This window comes from Pseudomonas oryzihabitans, assembly GCF_014522265.1.
GTDB classification, from domain to species: domain Bacteria; phylum Pseudomonadota; class Gammaproteobacteria; order Pseudomonadales; family Pseudomonadaceae; genus Chryseomonas; species Chryseomonas aestiva.
The window spans coordinates 221,906-239,723 of sequence record NZ_CP017024.1; the positions used below are offsets into that span (position 1 = coordinate 221,906).

A 17,818-nucleotide genomic window follows, 5' to 3' on the forward strand; every position below is an offset into this window, starting at 1 on the left:
CCATCCACCGATCATCCGACCAGGCCCGCCATGCACAGTCCCCACGCCTGCCCACCGGCAGCACCCGCCATGAACACCTTCGAGCGTTACCTCAGCCTCTGGGTGGCGCTCTGCATCGTCGCCGGCATCGCGCTCGGCCAGCTGGCACCGGGCCTGTTCCGCTTCATCGGCCGGATCGAGCTGGCCCAGGTCAATCTTCCGGTCGGCCTGCTGATCTGGATCATGATCGTGCCGATGCTGCTCAAGGTGGATTTCAGCGCCCTCGGTCAGGTCCGCCAGCACTGGCGCGGGATCGGCGTCACCCTGTTCGTCAACTGGGCGGTCAAGCCCTTCTCCATGGCGCTGCTCGCCTGGCTGTTCATTCGGGAGCTCTTCGCGCCCTGGCTGCCGACCGAGCAGCTGGATAGCTACATCGCCGGACTCATCCTGCTGGCGGCGGCGCCCTGCACGGCCATGGTCTTCGTCTGGAGTCGACTCACCCAGGGCGATCCGCTGTTCACCCTGTCCCAGGTCGCACTGAACGACACCCTCATGGTGTTCGCCTTCGCCCCCATCGTCGGTCTGTTGCTGGGTCTGTCGTCGATCGCCGTGCCCTGGGCCACCCTGCTGCTTTCGGTGATCCTCTACCTGGTGCTGCCGGTGATCCTCGCCCAGCTCTGGCGGCGCACGCTGCTGCGCCAGGGCCAGGCCGCCTTCGACAGCACCCTGGCCCGCCTGGGGCCCTTCTCGATGGGTGCCCTGCTGGCCACCCTGGTGCTGCTGTTCGCCTTCCAGGGCGAGGTGATCCTGGCGCAGCCGCTGGTGATCGCCCTGCTGGCCGTGCCCATCCTGATCCAGGTGCTGTTCAATTCGGCCCTGGCCTACTGGCTCAATCGCCTGGTGGGCGAGAGCCACAGCGTCGCCTGTCCGTCGGCGCTGATCGGCGCCAGCAACTTCTTCGAACTGGCGGTGGCCGCCGCCATCAGCCTGTTCGGCTTCCACTCGGGCGCCGCCCTGGCTACCGTGGTGGGGGTCCTTATCGAGGTACCGCTGATGCTGCTGGTCGTGCGCCTGGTGAACGGCTCGCGCGGCTGGTACGAACGCGGCGCCCTTTCCTCCCGTCGAGATCGCCCATGAACGACGCCGTCACGATCTACCACAACCCCGCCTGCGGCACCTCGCGCAACGTGCTGGGCCTGATTCGCAACAGCGGCGTCGAGCCGACGGTCATCCACTACCTGGAGACACCGCCCAACCAGGCGCAGCTGGAGCGGCTGATCGCCGACCTGGGCATGCCGGTACGGGAGCTGCTGCGCCAGCAGGGTACGCCCTACGCCGAGTTGGGCCTGGACGATCCGCGGCTGGATGACGCGGCCCTGATCGCCGCCATGCTCCAGCACCCTATCCTGATCAATCGGCCCATCGTGGTGACCGCCCTGGGTACCCGGCTCTGCCGCCCCTCGGAACGGGTGCTGGAGATCCTGCCCGAGCCGCAGCGCGGACCCTTCGTCAAGGAAGACGGCGAGGTGGTGGCTCCTTCTGCGACGCCGCGCGGCTGATCGGGCCGCCATGCGCGACATCGCCCGCGATAAGGACAGCGCCTGGCAGGTCTTCATGATCTTTCTGCGCCTGGGCTGCACCAGCTTTGGCGGGCCCATCGCCCACCTGGGCTATTTCCGCCAGGCCTTCGTCACCCGCCGCCAATGGCTGGATGAAGCCGCCTATGCCGAGCTGGTCGCGCTCTGCCAGCTGCTGCCCGGTCCGACCAGCAGCCAGGTCGGCATGGCCCTGGGACTGGGGCGCGCCGGCGGCTGGGGTCTGCTGGCAGCCTGGCTCGGCTTCACCCTGCCCTCCGCCCTGCTGCTGATCCTGTTCGCCCTGGGCCTTGGCCACTTTCCGGGATTGGCCGACTCGGGCGCGGTGCATGGCCTCAAGGTCTTCGCCGTGGCCGTGGTGGCCCAGGCGGTCTGGAGTATGGGCCGCAGCCTGTGCCCGGATACGCCGCGTCGCGTCCTGGCGCTGGTCGCCGCCGGCCTGGCGCTCTGGCTGCCCGGTTCGGCGGGGCAACTGCTGGGGCTGGGCCTGGCCGCCCTGGTCGGTCGCCTGGCACTGGCGCCGACCGCCACGCCGCCGGCCCTGGTCCTGCGAACCGGACTCTCCCGGCACCTTGGGGTCGTCGCCCTGCTGCTGTTCCTGCTGCCGCTGCTGCTATTGCCCGCCTGGAGCCACCTGGCCGAGGGTGTCTATCGAGCGGGGGCCCTGGTCTTCGGCGGCGGCCATGTGGTGCTGCCGCTGCTGCAGGCGGTGGTGGTGCCCGGCGGCCTGGTCAGCGATGGTCAGGTCATGGCCGGCTACGGCCTGGCCCAGGCGGTGCCCGGACCGCTGTTCACCTTTGCCGCCTACCTGGGTGCCCTGGTGCCCGCCACCCTGCCCGCCTGGCTCAATGGCCTGCTCTGGACCCTGCTGATCTTTCTGCCCGGCGCGCTCATCCTGCTCGCCGCCCTGCCCTTCTGGCAGACCCTGCGCCAGCACCCCGGCTGGCAACGCGCCCTGACCGGACTCAACGCGGGGGTGGTCGGCCTGCTGCTGGCGGCCCTCTACGATCCGGTCTGGACGGGAGGCATCCGCGGCCCGCTGGACGTCGCGCTGGCCGCGCTGGCCCTGGTGCTGCTCCTGAGCACCCGCTGGTCGCCCGTGCTGATCGCGCTATTGGTCGTTCTGGCCGCCTGGTTGTTGAACTTTTAGCGCACTACCGTTTAGCGGCGTGCCACTAGTGGCCCGATGAAATTGCGGCGTGGTTCGCTGTAGCTCCGTGGAAAGCTAGGCACTGTCGGCGTGACGTTCAGCTGTATGAAACGTCTTGCCCTGCGCGAGAACGTGTCCAGCGAGCGCTCGGCCTGACCTGCATTAAGGATGACCGCCATGACCTACAAGAATCCCCTGGACACCACCGCCCCCCTGTTCACCGCTGCCCTTGCCAAGGCGCCCCTGGCCGCCGCGCCCGCCAAGCCGGCCGGCACCTTTGATGGCGTTACCTACTACGCCTTCCAGAGCCAGCCGCGCCTTACCCTGGATATCAATGCCGCGCCCGAATACGTCGGCTTCGCCAAGACCTTCGACGCCAAGGGCCCGCACTATGCGGCCGGCTCGACCCTGAACGAACTGACTTTGACCGGTCATTGGGAAGACCAGATCACCCGCCTCGAAGGCCATACTCGCGGCGCCACCACCAGCGACAGCACCCTGGATTCGAGCATCGCCAAGCTGACCGTCAGCCTCACCGACGTGCCGACCAATCAGTTCAATGAAGGCGACATCATCACCCTGGACAACTTCGATGGCCTGCAGACCTTCGACGGCTCTACTTCCACTGCCGGCCTGTCGATTGACTTCCTGCATGGCTACACCGAAGGCCATGACTACACCTATGCCAGCCAGAGCGCCTTCCTGAAGAGCGTGATCACCGGCAGCGGCAAGGACTCGGTGAGTGTCAGCACCATCGCCGCCGCGGAACTGGATAGCGTCGCCTCCCTCGCCCACTCGCGGGTCAAGGCCATCACCGTCGATACCGGCGCCGGTAGCGATCAGATCAGCGCCCATATCCAGCAGGCTGATGTCACCATCAACGCCGGCGCTGGCAACGATTACGTGGACCTGCTGTTCACCAAAGGCGTGGCCGCCCACAACGCCAACCTGAGCGGCAGCTACGGTCACGGGGCCACCATTACTCTGGGCGAAGGGCCCGATTACCTGAGCCTCGAACCCAGTCTGGTCAACTTCGATGGCAGTAGCAGCGCCGCCGCCAACCGTTCCCTGGCCGCCAACCATGTGACGGTCACCGACTACAACGCGAACGATGACCACATCATCTTCGGCTTCGCGGTGTACGACGAGAAAGCCGTGGTCACCATCCAGGACGCCGCTTTGGCGAAGGCGACCAGCCTGTTCGCCGCGCTCAACACCGTGACCCAGTCCACCACCGGCCTGGTTAATGCCGCCGTCTTCCACTACGGCCAGGACACCTATGTCTTCCGGGACGCAGGCTACGAAGGCCAGGTCGACAACTTGGACTCGCTGATCAAACTGGTAGGCGTTCATAACCTCGATGACGTCGCCAGCACCGTCTCCGCTCGTGAGCGCTATGAGCCGGGCGGCACGCTTGGCTGGGGTTGATCGCCCCTGAATGCCACGGCCGCCCCAACCGGGCGGCTCGCCGGCCGCTTCTGTGAGGTACTCGTGTCTTACCACAAGAGCCGGGCACTCACGGCAGGAACCCAGGGTCTGTCTAGCGATACCCTTCCGAACACGAGGAACGCGCGATGAAGATCCTGATGGTCCTGACCTCCCACGACCAGCTCGGCGACACCGGCAAGAAAACCGGTTTCTGGCTGGAAGAATTCGCTGCCCCCTACTACGTCTTCAAGGATGCCGGTGCCGAGATCACCCTGGCCTCCCCCGCCGGTGGTCAACCGCCGCTGGACCCCAAAAGCGACGCCCCCGACGCCCAGACCGAGTCCACCGAGCGCTTCAAGAATGATCCCGAGGCGCAGCAGGCGCTGGCCAATACCGTCAAGCTCGCCAAGGTAGAGGCCGAGGACTACGACAGCCTCTTCTATCCCGGCGGCCACGGCCCGCTCTGGGACCTCGCCGAATCCCGCGACTCCATTGCCCTGCTCGAAGCCTTCGCCCAGGCCAACAAGCCCTTCGGCCTGGTCTGCCACGCCCCTGGCGTGCTGCGCCACGTCAAGGCCGCCGATGGCACGCCGCTGGTCAAGGGCCGCACCGTCACCGGTTTCACCAACAGCGAAGAAGCCGGCGTGCAACTCACCGACGTGGTGCCCTTCCTGGTGGAGGACGAGCTGAAGAAGCTTGGCGCCCGCTACGAGAAGGGCCCGGACTGGGGCGAGTTCGTAGTGGAGGACGGCAACCTGGTCACCGGCCAGAATCCGGCCAGTTCGGAAGCGGCGGCGGATGCCCTGTTGACCAAGCTGGGCTGAGCGTCCCGAACCTGAAAAAGCCCGCCTAATGGCGGGCTTTTCGTTGAGGTCCATCACCACCGACCTGGCCGCTCCTGCGCGGGAGAGCTGAGCACAAGGCTGCGTCCCGCTCCCGACTACTCAGGCGGACCGGCCAGGCGCCCCTGTCTTCACTGCTGAACGACCACTGGAGGTCTACGCCAAGCGTTTGGTCGCCGGCAATCGTCCAGGCTGTTCACCGGCGCTCGCCTCGCCTATAACTATGACGATTGGCAACTCGAACAAGATCAAAGTGCCATTAGTCGCCAAGGTTGCAGAAATCCAAGCGCCAGCCGACACCCTCCCATGAGCGCAGCCTTCAACCCTGCTCCGCCCAGGCTGGAAAGGATATCCGTGCAGTTGGTTACCTGGTCGTATTTTCAGAGCATTGCCCGATGAAGAGAATCCTGCTCGGCGTGCGCGTCCTGATGTCCGTGCCCAAGGACAATCCCGGCCTGGTCAAGGCGCAATACCTCGCGCTGTCGCGCCAGCTGCCGATGATGTACTTCATCCTGCTGACCAACACCCTGATGCTGGCCGGCACCCACTACGCCGTGGCGCCACGCTGGCTGGTGCTCTACTGCCCGTTGATCATGACCCTCTTCGGCGTGATCCGGGCGGCCGAATGGTTCCGCACGCGCAATCAGCCACGCAGTCCGGCGCAGATGCTGACGGCCTTGAAGCGCACCAACAGGCTCGCGCCCATCGTGGCCTCGGCCTTCACCGCCTGGGCGCTGGCACTGTTTCCCTATGGCGACAGCTATACCCAGGCGCATGTGGGCTTCTACATGGCGATCACCGTGATCGGCTGCATCTTCTGCATGATGCACCTGCTGCCTGCGGCCCTGGCCACCACCGCCGTGGTCAACACCGCCTTCGTGGTGTTCTTCGCCTCCACCACCATCAGCACCTTCGTGGCCACGGCGATCGACGTCCTGCTGGTGTCCATCGCCATGCTGGTCATCCTCAAGGCGCAGTACGGTGACTTCACCCGCCTGGTGAACATGCAGGCGCAAACAGCCAAGCTCAGCGAGGAAAACCTCAAGCTCGCCAACCAGGACAGCCTGACCGGCCTCGCCAACCGCCGGCAGTTCTTTGCCCGCCTCGATAGCCTGCTGGCCGATGCGCGCGCGCAGGGGACCCGCCTGGCCGTGGGCCTGATCGATCTGGACGGCTTCAAGCCGGTCAACGATATCTATGGCCATAGCGTGGGCGACCGGCTGCTCTATCAGGTCGGCCAGCGCCTGAGCGGACGGCTCGACGAGGACGTCCACCTGGCCCGCCTGGGCGGCGACGAATTCAGCCTCATCATCACCCGGGTCTTGAACGACGAGCAGCTGCGGACCTTTGGCGAAAAGGTCTGCGCCAGCCTGCGCGAGCCCTTCCTGCTGGTGGACATGCCCATCCAGATCAGTGGCTCGCTGGGCATCGCGACCTTTCCCGACCAAGCCTTTACCGCCACGGACGTCTATGAACACGCCGACTACGCCCTGTACCAGAGCAAGCGCCACCGCCCCGGCACGGCCTGCCTGTTCAGCACCGCCCATCGCCAGCAACTCAATCGTGAAGGCCTGACCGAACAGGCCCTGCGCCGAGCCGACCTGGAGCGCGAGTTCTACATGGTCTTCCAGCCCATCGTGGACATCCACAGCAAGCAGACGGTGGCCTTCGAGGCCCTGGCGCGCTGGGAAAGCCCGGAGCTGGGCAACGTGCCACCGGGTGATTTCATCGCCACCGCCGAGCGCGTCGGCATGGTCAATCGCCTCACCCTGCCCCTGCTGAGCAAGGCCCTGAACGCGGCCGTACGCTGGCCCACGGGCATCCGCCTGGCCTTCAACCTCTCCGCCCACGACTGCGGCTCGGAAGAGGCGGCCCAGCAGATCGTCGAACTGATCAAGCACAGCGGCTTCGACCCGGCCTGCCTCGACCTGGAAATCACCGAAACCGCCGCTATCCAGGACCTGCCCCAGACCCAGCGCGCCATCAGCCGCTTTCGCGAACTGGGCTGCGGCATCTCCCTCGACGACTTCGGCACCGGCTATTCCAGCCTCAGCCAGATCCACGCCCTGCCGCTGACCAAACTGAAGGTGGACCGCACCTTCGTCACCGACCTTCACCTCGACCCGGCCAGCTTTAAGATCGTCAAATCCCTGATCGCCCTGTGCCAGGACATGCAGCTGGAATGCATCGTGGAAGGGGTGGAGACCGCTGCGGAACTGGGGCGCTGAAGAATCTAGGCTGTACTTGGGCCCAGGGCTATCTGTTCGCCAAGCCTATGCGCGCGAGTGATATCAGGGGTTGGTTGGAAGGGGAGCATTTGGCTGAGGTGTTGGCGGTTTGATTCGCAAAGGTATCAGGTGCGACGCGAGCTCTTGTCCAGGCAGCGACCTCTGGTTCAGCCACGCCCGTTCACAACCGTACCCCTCAACACCTTGCTCTGCTTGGGTTACTTAGGCACTCATGCCACTTCATTCAGAATCTTCAAGAAGTTTAGGTTAGGCCGTTGAGCATGGGCTTAACCCTGCAATCCTGAAGCCCCCGGAAAGCCGATAGAGACATACTCGCTTACGCGACACACTTGGCCCGCCGGGCCTAGAACATGAATACCGTGATGTGATCAGCCCATGGCTGCTGGCGACAAGAAGCGGACGTCGACAAGCGACCGCTATCGACCCATAGCGGACGTTGGCGGTGAGCAGCTACCGGCCAATAGCGGTCACTTCGGACGGCTCAGGGATGCCTCTAGCTGGTCGAGGAAAATACGTACACGATGCGGTACCTGTTGCCGGGTTGGAAGCACAGCAGTGATAAAGAGTTGCTCGGGAGTAGCGTCGTCCAGCTCCACTAGCCGCAAGCTGCTCTTCTCAATATCGTCACGAACATCCCAATAGGTGAGCATTGCTAACCCCAGCCCCTGTTTGCTCGCGGTGCGTACTGCTTCGACGCTATTCGCAGAAAATACGCTTTCACCTTTGAAGCCGACTATTTTCCCTTCCCGTACGAAAGGCCAATGCGGCATACCGTGAAGCGCTATGCAGCGATGGCGGTACAAGTCGTCGTACGTCCTAGGCACGCCGTGCTGCTCTAGGTAAGCGGGGCTTGCGCACAGCACGCGGGGATTGGGAGCCAGCGGGCGAGCAACCAAAGCGGAATCGCGCAGGGTCGCGATACGAATGGCCACGTCGATTCCCAGGCTAACAATATCCACGATGCTGTCCGAAAGGTGCAGGTCGACTTGCAGCGCAGGATGGTCGGCCAGCAATGACGAGATAAGCGGCATGACGACGGCCTGGCCGAACACTGTCGGCGCAGTCACCTTCAACACGCCGCTGGCAGTTCCTGCGTTTGTCTTCAGGGCGACTCTCGCCGCCTCGCTCGCGCTGACAAGCGTCTTTGAAAATGGCAGAAAAACCTCCCCTTCAGGCGTGAGCGAAACTGAGCGAGTGGTGCGGTGCACCAATCGCACACCCAACTCTTGCTCAAGAGAAGCAAGCCGCCGTGACACGGTCATGGGAGACAGCCCAAGTCGCCGAGCCGCACCAGAAAGACTGTAGCTTTCAGCAATAGCCGCAAACACTTCAACGTCTGAAATCTGCATGTTTGTATCGCTTTCTGTTAAAGCGCCTTATCCGGTTCGCCCGATTCCCATTACCGTCATCAATGTCTAGCCTTTTCACCTTGCCTTGATCGGCAAAAAAGCACAGAGAGGATACGACGATGCCTAACCCACAAACTCTAACTCCATATGATATTGCAGGCCGCTTGTTGAGGAACCGCTTGGCGGTAGCTCCAATGACGCGCGTCAGCGCCACCGAGACAGGTCACGTAACCCAGGAAATGGCTCGGTACTACGAGCGTTTTGCCCGAGGAGGCTTTGGCCTGGTCATTACGGAAGGCATCTATACCGATCAAAAGCACTCGCAGGGTTACCCCTTCCAGCCCGGCATTACCGATGATCAGCAGGCACAGGCTTGGCGAGCAGTTACCGACAGTATCCACGCTCACCACGGTGCAGTCTTCGCGCAGATCATGCACGCAGGGGCCCTCAGCCAGGGCAACCGCTTCGTCGACGCTCCGGCTGCACCCTCGGCACTGCGCCCGAAAGGAGAACAGATGAAGTTTTACTACGGCGAGGGTCAGTACCCCCTACCCCGCGCCATGAAAGAAGAAGATATTGCCGACGCCATCGAGGGCTTTGCTCGGGCTGCAACCCTGGCCATCGAATCCGCTAATTTCGATGGCATCGAAATCCACGGAGCGAACGGATACCTGCTTGATCAATTCCTCACTGACTACACAAATCAACGTAACGACCGTTGGGGCGGCTCCGTACAGGCTCGAATCTCCCTGACCCTCGAAGTGATAAAAGCGGTGAGGAAGGCGGTAGGCACTGTGCCTGTGGGCGTTCGAATCTCGCAGAGCAAGGTCAATGATTACGAGCACAAATGGGCCGAGGGAGAGCAGGCTGCTGATGTGATCTTTGGCTCACTCAACGATGCTGGAGTGGACTTCGTTCACGTCACGGAACACGAAGCCTGGAAACCGGCATTTCCTTCCGGCCAGAGCACCCTTGTCTCTCTCTCTCGTCGCTATGCCCGCAGGTGACGTTGATTGCAAATGGTGGCTTGCATACGCCTGAGCATGCGTCATCCGTGATGGAGGAAGGTGCCGATATCATTGCAATCGGAAAGGCTGCGCTTGCAAACCCGGATCTGCCGCAGCGGCTAGCCAGAAAAGAACCTCTAGATGAGTTTGACGCCTCGATCTTGGGGCCTATCGCGAACATCAAGAGTAGCGAGCTGACTTTGGCTTAATAGCAATGTCAGAAGCGGGCGAGAATGTCCGCTTTTGGCCGCTAGCCGCCCTAAGGCAATAACAGCTTTGGCGCTCTACAGCTAGTGATGACAGGCTGCCGCTCTCCTGAGTGCGTTGAGCGGATGGCAAATAAGTCCTAGGGTGCCTGGAATGATTCGCTTATCAATCGCATAGGATGCGCCATAACGTTTCTCGGGTTGTGGCATCCAGGGTTAGCCGTTGGCGAGCCATAACCTGTTTTAATCCTTCACCTATGCAAGCAGCGGGCATCGTAAAAAATCCGTGCTTTCGGAACCAAGGCCCATTCCAAGGAGGCTCACGAAAGGTCGTCAGACTTACCGCGCGAACCCCAAGGCTTTTAGCATGCTCTATGACTACCGAAAGCAGCGTTGCCCCAATGCCCATCCCTGAAGCACTCGATTCAACGGATATGTTGTCTAGATACAAAAGCTCGTCCAGCACCCGCATTGCGACAAATCCAAGTATCTTCTGGCTCTCGCTATCGAGCGCAACCACGACACGACAGGCTTCAAGCCTTGCAGGTGACAATGCAGGTGTCTCAGCGATGTGCGCAAGAGACGGAAAAGCCCTGTAGCGCAAGCGTGCCTCAGCTGAGATACGACATAAATCCGCCGTGTCTTGTATACGACTCAACCGCAGGTAGTAGGAAGGCATGCGTTACGATCTTTCAGGCCTACTGGATGTGGCTTCCGATTTTACCTCGCACACCTCAGGCGAGCATCCACCTGTACGGAAGCTACGGCTCGGTAGCGGGCGCTGGTCGACGTCCGCTTCTGGCCGCTAGCCGCCCTACGCTAACGGCTGCTTTGGGTCGATTCCTGCCGGTCAAGACCTACCCGTGGGGTTAGTCACATCCGATGCAAATGGCTGGTCAAGTCAGATGCAACTTTCCACCTAAGAGTCTAGACACTCCTGTGGCGCGCTCGACGTATGATTGCTGGCCGTGCGGCGCAATTCGTAGAGCCTGCCAGGATTCACCCTCATCAAAAAGCCAAAAGCCAAAAGCCAAAAGCCAAAAGCCAAAAGCCAAAAACCAAAAACCAAAAACCAAAAACCAAAAACCAAAAACCAAAAACCAAAAACCAAAAACCAAAAACCAAAAACCAAAAGCCCGCAATTACGCGGGCTTTTGGTTTCTTCTGCTAGACGTACCGGTCTATGCCGGACGCGGGATCACTCCCACTCAATCGTCGCCGGCGGCTTGCTCGAGACGTCATAGGTGACGCGGGAGATGCCGTCGATTTCGTTGATGATGCGGTTGGAGACCTTTTCCAGCAGCTCGTAGGGCAGATGGGCCCAGCGGGCGGTCATGAAGTCGATGGTTTCCACCGCGCGCAGGGCGACGACCCAGGCGTAGCGGCGGCCGTCGCCGACCACGCCGACGGATTTCACCGGCTGGAAGACGACGAAAGCCTGGCTGACCTTATGGTACCAGTCGGCCTTGCGCAGTTCACTGATGAAGATATCGTCGGCGCGACGCAGCAGGTCGGCGTATTCCTTCTTCACTTCGCCGAGGATGCGCACGCCCAGGCCCGGACCCGGGAAGGGGTGGCGGTAGACCATGTCGTAGGGCAGCCCCAGTTCCAGGCCGATCTTGCGCACCTCGTCCTTGAACAGTTCGCGCAGCGGCTCGACCAGCTTGAGGTTCATCTCCTCGGGCAGGCCGCCGACATTGTGGTGGGACTTGATGACGTGGGCCTTGCCGGTCTTGGCGCCGGCCGACTCGATGACGTCGGGGTAGATGGTGCCCTGGGCCAGGAACTTGATGTTGTCGAGCTTGCTGGCTTCGGCGTCGAAGACGTCGATGAAGGTGCGGCCGATGATCTTGCGCTTCTTCTCCGGGTCGGCTTCGCCTTCCAGGTTGGTCAGGAAGCGCTGCTCGGAGTTGGAGCGGATCACCTTGACGCCCATGTTCTCGGCGAACATGGCCATCACCTGGTCACCCTCGTGCAGGCGCAGCAGGCCGTTGTCGACGAAGACGCAGGTCAGCTGCTCGCCGATGGCCTTGTGCAGCAGGGCCGCGACCACAGAGGAGTCGACGCCGCCGGAGAGGCCCAGCAGCACGTTGGCGCTGCCGACCTGGGCGCGCACCTGGGCGATGGCGTCCTCGACGATGTTGGCCGGGGTCCAGAGGGCTTCGCAGCCGCAGATGTCCTTCAGGAAGCGCGAGAGGATGCGCCCGCCCTGCTTGGTGTGGGTCACCTCGGGGTGGAACTGCACGCCGTACCAGCCGCGCTCGTCGTCGCCCATGGCGGCGATGGCGCAGCTGGGGTGCTGGCGACGACGTGGAAGCCGTCCGGCAGCTTGCCGACCTTGTCGCCATGGCTCATCCAGACGTCCAGGCCGAGCACGCCGTCGTCGTCGAGGTGGTCCTGGATGCCTTCGAGCAGGCGGCTCTTGCCGACCACGTCGACCTTGGCATAGCCGAATTCACGGATGTTGGAGCCTTCGACCTTGCCGCCGAGCTGCTCGGCCATGGTCTGCATGCCGTAGCAGATGCCGAACAGCGGTACGCCCAGGTCGAACACCGCCTTGGGTGCGCGCGGGCTGCCGGCCTCATGGACCGACTCGGGCCCGCCGGCGAGGATGATGCCGCGCGGAGCGAAGGCGCGGATGTCGGCGTCGTCCATGTCGAAGGGGTGCAGCTCGCAATAGACGCCCAGTTCGCGCACGCGGCGGGCGATGAGCTGGGTGTACTGGGAGCCGAAGTCGAGGATGAGGATGCGGTGGGCGTGGATGTCTTGGGACATGGCCAGGTCTCGATAGCGCTAGGTTCAGACGATTCGGGGCTGTAAGACAGCCCCGAATCGCAACGTAAGAACTAAGAGCCTGTTAGAAGTCCGCTGCGCGTCGGCCAAACCGCGTTGAAAATGGCTTCGGAATGCTCATTTACCCTTTGTAAACTTCGCTTCCTCAGCCATTTTCGCCTTGTTTGTCACTAGCTCGCGGCGCTTTTAACAGGCTCTTGAATCAGGAATCAGCTAACGCGGTAGTTAGGCGCTTCCTTAGTGATCTGCACGTCGTGGACGTGGGATTCGGCCATGCCGGCGCCGGTGATGCGCACGAACTGCGGTTTGGTACGCATCTGCTCGACGGTGGCGCAACCGGTGTAGCCCATGGAGGCACGCAGGCCGCCCATCAGCTGGTGGATGATCGCCGCCAGCGGGCCCTTGTAGGGGACGCGGCCTTCGATGCCTTCCGGGACAAGCTTCTCGGCGCCGGAGGCGGAGTCCTGGAAGTAGCGGTCGCTGGAGCCCTGGGTCTGGGACATGGCGCCCAGGGAGCCCATGCCGCGATAGGACTTGTAGGAGCGGCCCTGGAACAGCTCGACCTCGCCCGGGGCCTCTTCGGTACCGGCGAACATGGAGCCCATCATCACGCAGTAGCCACCGGCGACGATGGCCTTGGACAGGTCACCGGAGAAGCGGATGCCGCCGTCTGCGATCAGCGGCACGCCGGTGCCTTCGAGGGCGGCGGCGACGTTGGCGATGGCGGAGATCTGCGGCACGCCGACACCGGCAACGATGCGGGTGGTGCAGATGGAGCCCGGGCCGATGCCGACCTTGACCGCGTCGGCGCCGGCGTCAGCCAGGGCCTTGGCGGCTTCGGCGGTGGCGATGTTGCCGCCGATCACCTGCACCTGCGGATAGGTTTCCTTGACCCAGCGCACGCGCTCGATCACGCCCTTGGAGTGGCCGTGGGCGGTGTCGACGACGATGACGTCGACGCCAGCGGCGACCAGGGCGGCCACGCGCTCGGGGTCTCGGAACCGGTACCGACGGCGGCACCGACGCGCAGGCTACCGGCGTCGTCCTTGCTGGCGTTGGGGTAGGCCTTGGCCTTCTCGATGTCCTTGACGGTCATCATGCCCTTGAGGGCGAAGGCTTCGTCGACGATCAGCACCTTCTCGATGCGGTGCTTGTGCAGCAGCTCGCGGACTTCCTGCTTGTCGGCGCCTTCGCGCACGGTGACCAGGCGATCCTTGGGGGTCATGACTTCGCGCACCGGCACGTCGAGACGGGTCTCGAAGCGCACGTCGCGGGAGGTGACGATACCCACCAGGTCACGGCCGGAGATCACCGGGACACCGGAGATGTTGTGCAGGCGGGTCAGGTCGAACAGATCGCGCACGCTGGCGTCGGCGTCGATGGTGATGGGGTCCTTCACCACGCCGGCCTCGAAGCGCTTGACCTTGCGGACTTCCGCGGCCTGCTGCTCGACGGTCATGTTCTTGTGGATGATGCCGATGCCGCCTTCCTGGGCCATGGCGATGGCCAGACGGGACTCGGTCACGGTGTCCATGGCGGCGGACACCAGGGGAATGTTCAGCTCGATGCCACGGGTCAGGCGGGTCTTGAGACTGACGTCTTTCGGCAGGACATCCGAATAGCCGGGGATGAGGAGAACATCGTCGAACGTCAGGGCTTCTTGGCTGATGCGCAGCATGGCGGGCGCTCCCGGGCGGGAAAATTTAGGAGCGCGACATTATACCTGCGCTTGGGGATGGGCGGCAACGCACTCGGACACCAACGGTAAGAGGATTCGATTTACGTGAGAATGACTATCAACATAGAATCGCCGCCACTTTACCCGCCCCCTGCCGAGAACGCCCTTGAACACGCCGCCCAGAGCCCTTCGCCGTTTCGCGCCCTTCGCCTTCAGCACCCTGGCCCTGGCAACCAGTTCGGGCCTGCTGGCCGCGGAAAACGCCAGTCTCGCCCCCATGGACATTTCCGCCACGGCCAGCGAGGCGGACGACAGCTATCGGGCGGCTACCGCTTCCACGGCGAGCAAGAGCGATGTGCCGATCAGGGAAGAGGCGCAATCGGTGCAGACCGTGACCCCGCAGCTGATCCAGGACTACGAGGTGCGGACCCTGGACGACGCCTCGAAATTCGTCAGCGGCGTGACCCAGGGCAACACCCTGGCCGGGACCAAGGATGCCTTCGTCAAACGCGGCTTCGGCAGCAACGCCGATGGCTCCATCTTTCGCGATGGGGTGCGCTCGAATCTGTCGCACAACTTCGACGCCACCGCCGAGCGCGTGGAAGTCCTGAAGGGCCCCGCCTCGCTGCTCTATGGCGCCCTGGAGCCCGGCGGTCTGATCAACGTGGTCAGCAAGCAGCCGCAGTACCAGCAACGCACCACCCTGAGCGGCTCGGCCTATAGCGAAGGCGGCGGCAATCTCGGCATCGACACCACCGGCCCCCTGGGTGACAGCGGCTTCGCCTATCGGCTGATCGCCGAGCGCCAGAGCGAAGACTATTGGCGCAACTATGGCGTGGATCAGCACAGCCTGGTGGCGCCGTCGCTGTCCTGGACCGGCGAGCGCGCCAGCCTGACCCTGGCCTATTCCTATAACGATTACACCGGCCCGGTGGATCGCGGGACGGTGTTCGTCAATGGGCATCCCAGCAGCGCCAGCTACGACAAGCGCCTCGACGAGAAATGGTCCGAGAGCAAAGGCATCACCGAGACGGCTAGCGCTCGCTACGAGTACCAGCTCAGTGATGACTGGAAGACGCGGCTGATCTACGCCTGGAACAACGACAGGTACAGCCTGGACTTCGCCCAGCCGGTCTCCTTGGCCGCGAATGGCAATCTGCTGCGGACGGCCAATGGCGCCCATTACGATTACGAGACGACGTACGCCAGTTGGGACTTCATCGGCCGGCAGGATCTGCTGGGCCAACGCCATGATCTGCTAGTGGGCCTCGATCACGAGGATAACGACCAGTACCGTGGCAACACCTACCGCAACAACAATGCCTCGCGCCGCAACATCAATATCAACGCGCCGGTGTACGGCAGCCTGGCAGCACCCAGCCTCCTGAGCACGACCCAGAGCGATCAGGACAGCAGCCTGGAATCCACTTCGCTGTACTTCAAGGACAACTGGCACCTGAACGATCGCTGGATCCTGGTGCTGGGCGGCCGCTACCAAAGTTTCAAGCAGTACAGCGATCAAGGCCTGGGCCGGGATTATGTCGTCAATCTGGACAAGCACGATCACGCGGCCCTGCCGCTGGCCGGTGTGGTGTTCCAGGCCACCGATACCCTGTCGCTATACGGTAACTACAGTCGATCCTTCGTGCCGAACACCACCGTCGACGACCGCGGCAACACCTTCGATCCCGAAGAAGGCCGCAGCTTCGAGGTGGGTGCCAAGTACGACCTGACGCCTGGTCTGAATCTGAACGTGGCGCTGTACGACATCCAGAAGAAGAACGTGGTGACCACCAGCAACGTGGCGGGTGTGAGCGTGAGCGAAGCCGCCGGCAAGGTCGGCTCGCGGGGCCTCGAAGTGGACCTCACCGGCCATCTGGCCGAGCGCTGGGACATGATTGCCACCTATGCCTACGATCACACCGAGGTGCTCGATGATCCCAGCAACGAGGGCAAGCGCCTGCCCCAGGCACCCAAGCACAGCGGCAGTCTCTACCTGACCCACCACCTGCTGGTCCCCTCCAACCTCGGTGGCTGGCACCTCGGCGGCGGCGCGCGCTACGTCGGAGAGCGGGCCGGCGATGCGGCCAACAGCTTCTACATGAGCAGCTACACCGTGGCCGACGCCTTCCTGCGCTGGGACCTGCCGGTGACCGGCTACCAGACCCGCCTGCAGCTCAACGTCGACAACCTGTTCGACAAGCAGTACTACCCGTCGAGCGCCAACAGTCCGCTGCAGGTGGCGGTGGGCGAGCCGCGGACGGCGCGGTTGAGTGCCACGGTGAGCTTCTAAGCCAGCGGCCTGCCCTCACCCCAGCCCTCTCCCAAGGGGAGAGGGAGCGGATCGAAACGTGCAACACAGTGGAAAACGCTTCGCGGTCTTCCACGCTACGCCCAAATTTGCATCACCTGTAGGAGCGGCCCATGGCCGCGATCCGCTAGCAGCCTGCGCTCACACCAAAGGGAGAGGGACCGGCCCGGCGTCCTTAGCGGATGCCAGGCCCGTAGCGATGCTCTATCCTAGCCGCCCCGCTCGGGGCCTCGGCCCGCCTGACGGGGCTCTTTCAGTCTTCAGCCAGTCGCCTTCATGCTCGATCGTCGCGCCTTTCTCCAGCTCGCCACCGGTACCGTCCTGCTCGCCGGCCTGTCCGGTCGGGTGTTCGCGCGTGCAGCGGTCGTCGATGGCGAGTTCCCGCGGCAGGTGGAGCATGTGGTGGGCAGCACCCTTATCCCCCGCCAGCCCCTGCGGGTGGCCGTGATCTCCACCGGCCAGCTGGACGCCGCCCTGAGCCTGGGCGTGATCCCGGCGGGCACCACCCGGGTGGACAATCGCGAACTGGCCCCCGGCTATCTACGCAGCGCCCTTGCCGGCCGCGCCGGCGAGCTGGACGCCATGGTCGATCTGGGCAGTCGCCAGGCGCCGGATCTGGAAGCCCTGGCGCGCCTGGCGCCGGATCTGATCGTGCTCAACCGCACCGTGCTCAAGGCCGGCGGCCTGGAGCTGTTTTCGCGCATCGCCCCCACGGTGGTGGCGCGCGGCACCGGTGGCAACTGGCGGCCGGACTTCCTCGTGCTGGCTGATGCCCTGGGGCGGCGCCAACAGGCCGAGCGCCTGTTGGCGGACCTGGATCGGGATCTCGCCGGCATCACGCAGCGCCTGGGAACTCAGCCGCCCTCCGCCTCGCTGCTGTTTTCCAGCGGCGCCCGGCTGCGTCTGATGGGCGCGGATTCCTTTGCCGGCGGCTTGCTGCAGGCCATGGGCGTGACCCGCCCGGCGGCGCAGCGCTTCAAGGGCACCTCGCGGGATGTCAGCGCCGAGTTGCTGGATCTGGCCGACGCCGACTGGCTGTTCTACGCCGAGCAGGGCACCGCCCTGGCCAGCCTGGAGCGGCAACCGCTGTGGCCGCGGCTGACTGCGGTGAGTCAGTCCCGGGCCGTTCGCGTGGATACCGACGCCTTCTATCTCAACGCCGGGCCCCTCGCCGCCCGCCAGGTGATCGGCACGGTCGCCGGCGCCCTGGGGATGACATGACCCCGCCGGC

10 protein-coding genes and 4 pseudogenes are annotated in these 17,818 nt (G+C 63.7%); 10 read left to right on the plus strand and 4 right to left on the minus strand.

Features of this window, described 5'->3' with window-relative positions:
* Window positions 1-69: 69 nt before the first annotated feature.
* The 6 genes and pseudogenes from arsB (at window position 70) to BGI51_RS01095 (ending at window position 7,335) form a co-directional block, all read left to right on the plus strand.
* Window positions 70-1,116, plus strand: a complete 1,047-nt coding sequence (arsB, locus tag BGI51_RS01070; RefSeq protein WP_187981246.1) for an ACR3 family arsenite efflux transporter — start codon at window positions 70-72, stop codon at window positions 1,114-1,116.
* Complete coding sequence (gene arsC / locus BGI51_RS01075; protein WP_187980052.1) at window positions 1,113-1,538, plus strand: arsenate reductase (glutaredoxin); 426 nt, start codon at window positions 1,113-1,115, stop codon at window positions 1,536-1,538. The genes arsB and arsC overlap by 4 nt, the downstream gene beginning before the upstream one ends.
* A 10-nt stretch (window positions 1,539-1,548) precedes the next feature.
* Window positions 1,549-2,724 carry a chromate efflux transporter gene (gene chrA, locus BGI51_RS01080; RefSeq protein ID WP_187980053.1) on the plus strand — a complete coding sequence of 392 codons (1,176 nt, stop codon included), beginning with the start codon at window positions 1,549-1,551 and terminating at the stop codon, window positions 2,722-2,724.
* Between the two features lie 177 nt (window positions 2,725-2,901).
* Window positions 2,902-4,152, plus strand: a complete 1,251-nt coding sequence (locus BGI51_RS01085; RefSeq protein WP_187980054.1) for a hypothetical protein — start codon at window positions 2,902-2,904, stop codon at window positions 4,150-4,152.
* 146 nt (window positions 4,153-4,298) lie between these two features.
* Window positions 4,299-4,976: a type 1 glutamine amidotransferase domain-containing protein gene (locus BGI51_RS01090; RefSeq protein ID WP_187980055.1), complete on the plus strand. Its 678-nt coding sequence runs from the start codon at window positions 4,299-4,301 to the stop codon at window positions 4,974-4,976.
* A 413-nt stretch (window positions 4,977-5,389) separates the two neighbouring features.
* Window positions 5,390-7,335, plus strand: a pseudogene (locus tag BGI51_RS01095) (putative bifunctional diguanylate cyclase/phosphodiesterase).
* Window positions 7,336-7,710: 375 nt separating this feature from the next.
* Here BGI51_RS01095 and BGI51_RS01100 read toward each other — a convergent pair.
* Window positions 7,711-8,592, minus strand: a complete 882-nt coding sequence (locus BGI51_RS01100) for a LysR family transcriptional regulator (protein ID WP_187980056.1) — start codon at window positions 8,590-8,592, stop codon at window positions 7,711-7,713.
* Between the two features lie 119 nt (window positions 8,593-8,711).
* On the opposite strand from BGI51_RS01100, the pseudogene BGI51_RS01105 reads away from it, so the two are divergent.
* Window positions 8,712-9,808 (plus strand): annotated as a pseudogene (locus tag BGI51_RS01105) (tRNA-dihydrouridine synthase).
* 163 nt (window positions 9,809-9,971) lie between these two features.
* Here BGI51_RS01105 and BGI51_RS01110 read toward each other — a convergent pair.
* Window positions 9,972-10,484 (minus strand): GNAT family N-acetyltransferase, encoded by a 513-nt coding sequence (locus BGI51_RS01110; protein WP_187980057.1) that lies wholly within the window; start codon window positions 10,482-10,484, stop codon window positions 9,972-9,974.
* Between the two features lie 276 nt (window positions 10,485-10,760).
* Here BGI51_RS01110 and BGI51_RS01115 point away from each other — a divergent pair, with 276 nt between their 5' ends.
* Window positions 10,761-10,976 carry a hypothetical protein gene (locus tag BGI51_RS01115; RefSeq protein ID WP_187980058.1) on the plus strand — a complete coding sequence of 72 codons (216 nt, stop codon included), beginning with the start codon at window positions 10,761-10,763 and terminating at the stop codon, window positions 10,974-10,976.
* 27 nt (window positions 10,977-11,003) lie between these two features.
* Here the strand turns inward: BGI51_RS01115 and guaA are convergent.
* A pseudogene (gene guaA / locus BGI51_RS01120) lies at window positions 11,004-12,580 on the minus strand (glutamine-hydrolyzing GMP synthase).
* Window positions 12,581-12,807: 227 nt separating this feature from the next.
* Window positions 12,808-14,276, minus strand: a pseudogene (gene guaB, locus BGI51_RS01125) (IMP dehydrogenase).
* A 166-nt stretch (window positions 14,277-14,442) separates the two neighbouring features.
* Between guaB and BGI51_RS01130 the strand changes: the two are divergent.
* Complete coding sequence (locus BGI51_RS01130) at window positions 14,443-16,569, plus strand: TonB-dependent siderophore receptor (protein WP_187980059.1); 2,127 nt, start codon at window positions 14,443-14,445, stop codon at window positions 16,567-16,569.
* A 294-nt stretch (window positions 16,570-16,863) separates the two neighbouring features.
* Window positions 16,864-17,808: an ABC transporter substrate-binding protein gene (locus BGI51_RS01135; protein WP_187980060.1), complete on the plus strand. Its 945-nt coding sequence runs from the start codon at window positions 16,864-16,866 to the stop codon at window positions 17,806-17,808.
* Window positions 17,809-17,818: the final 10 nt, after the last annotated feature.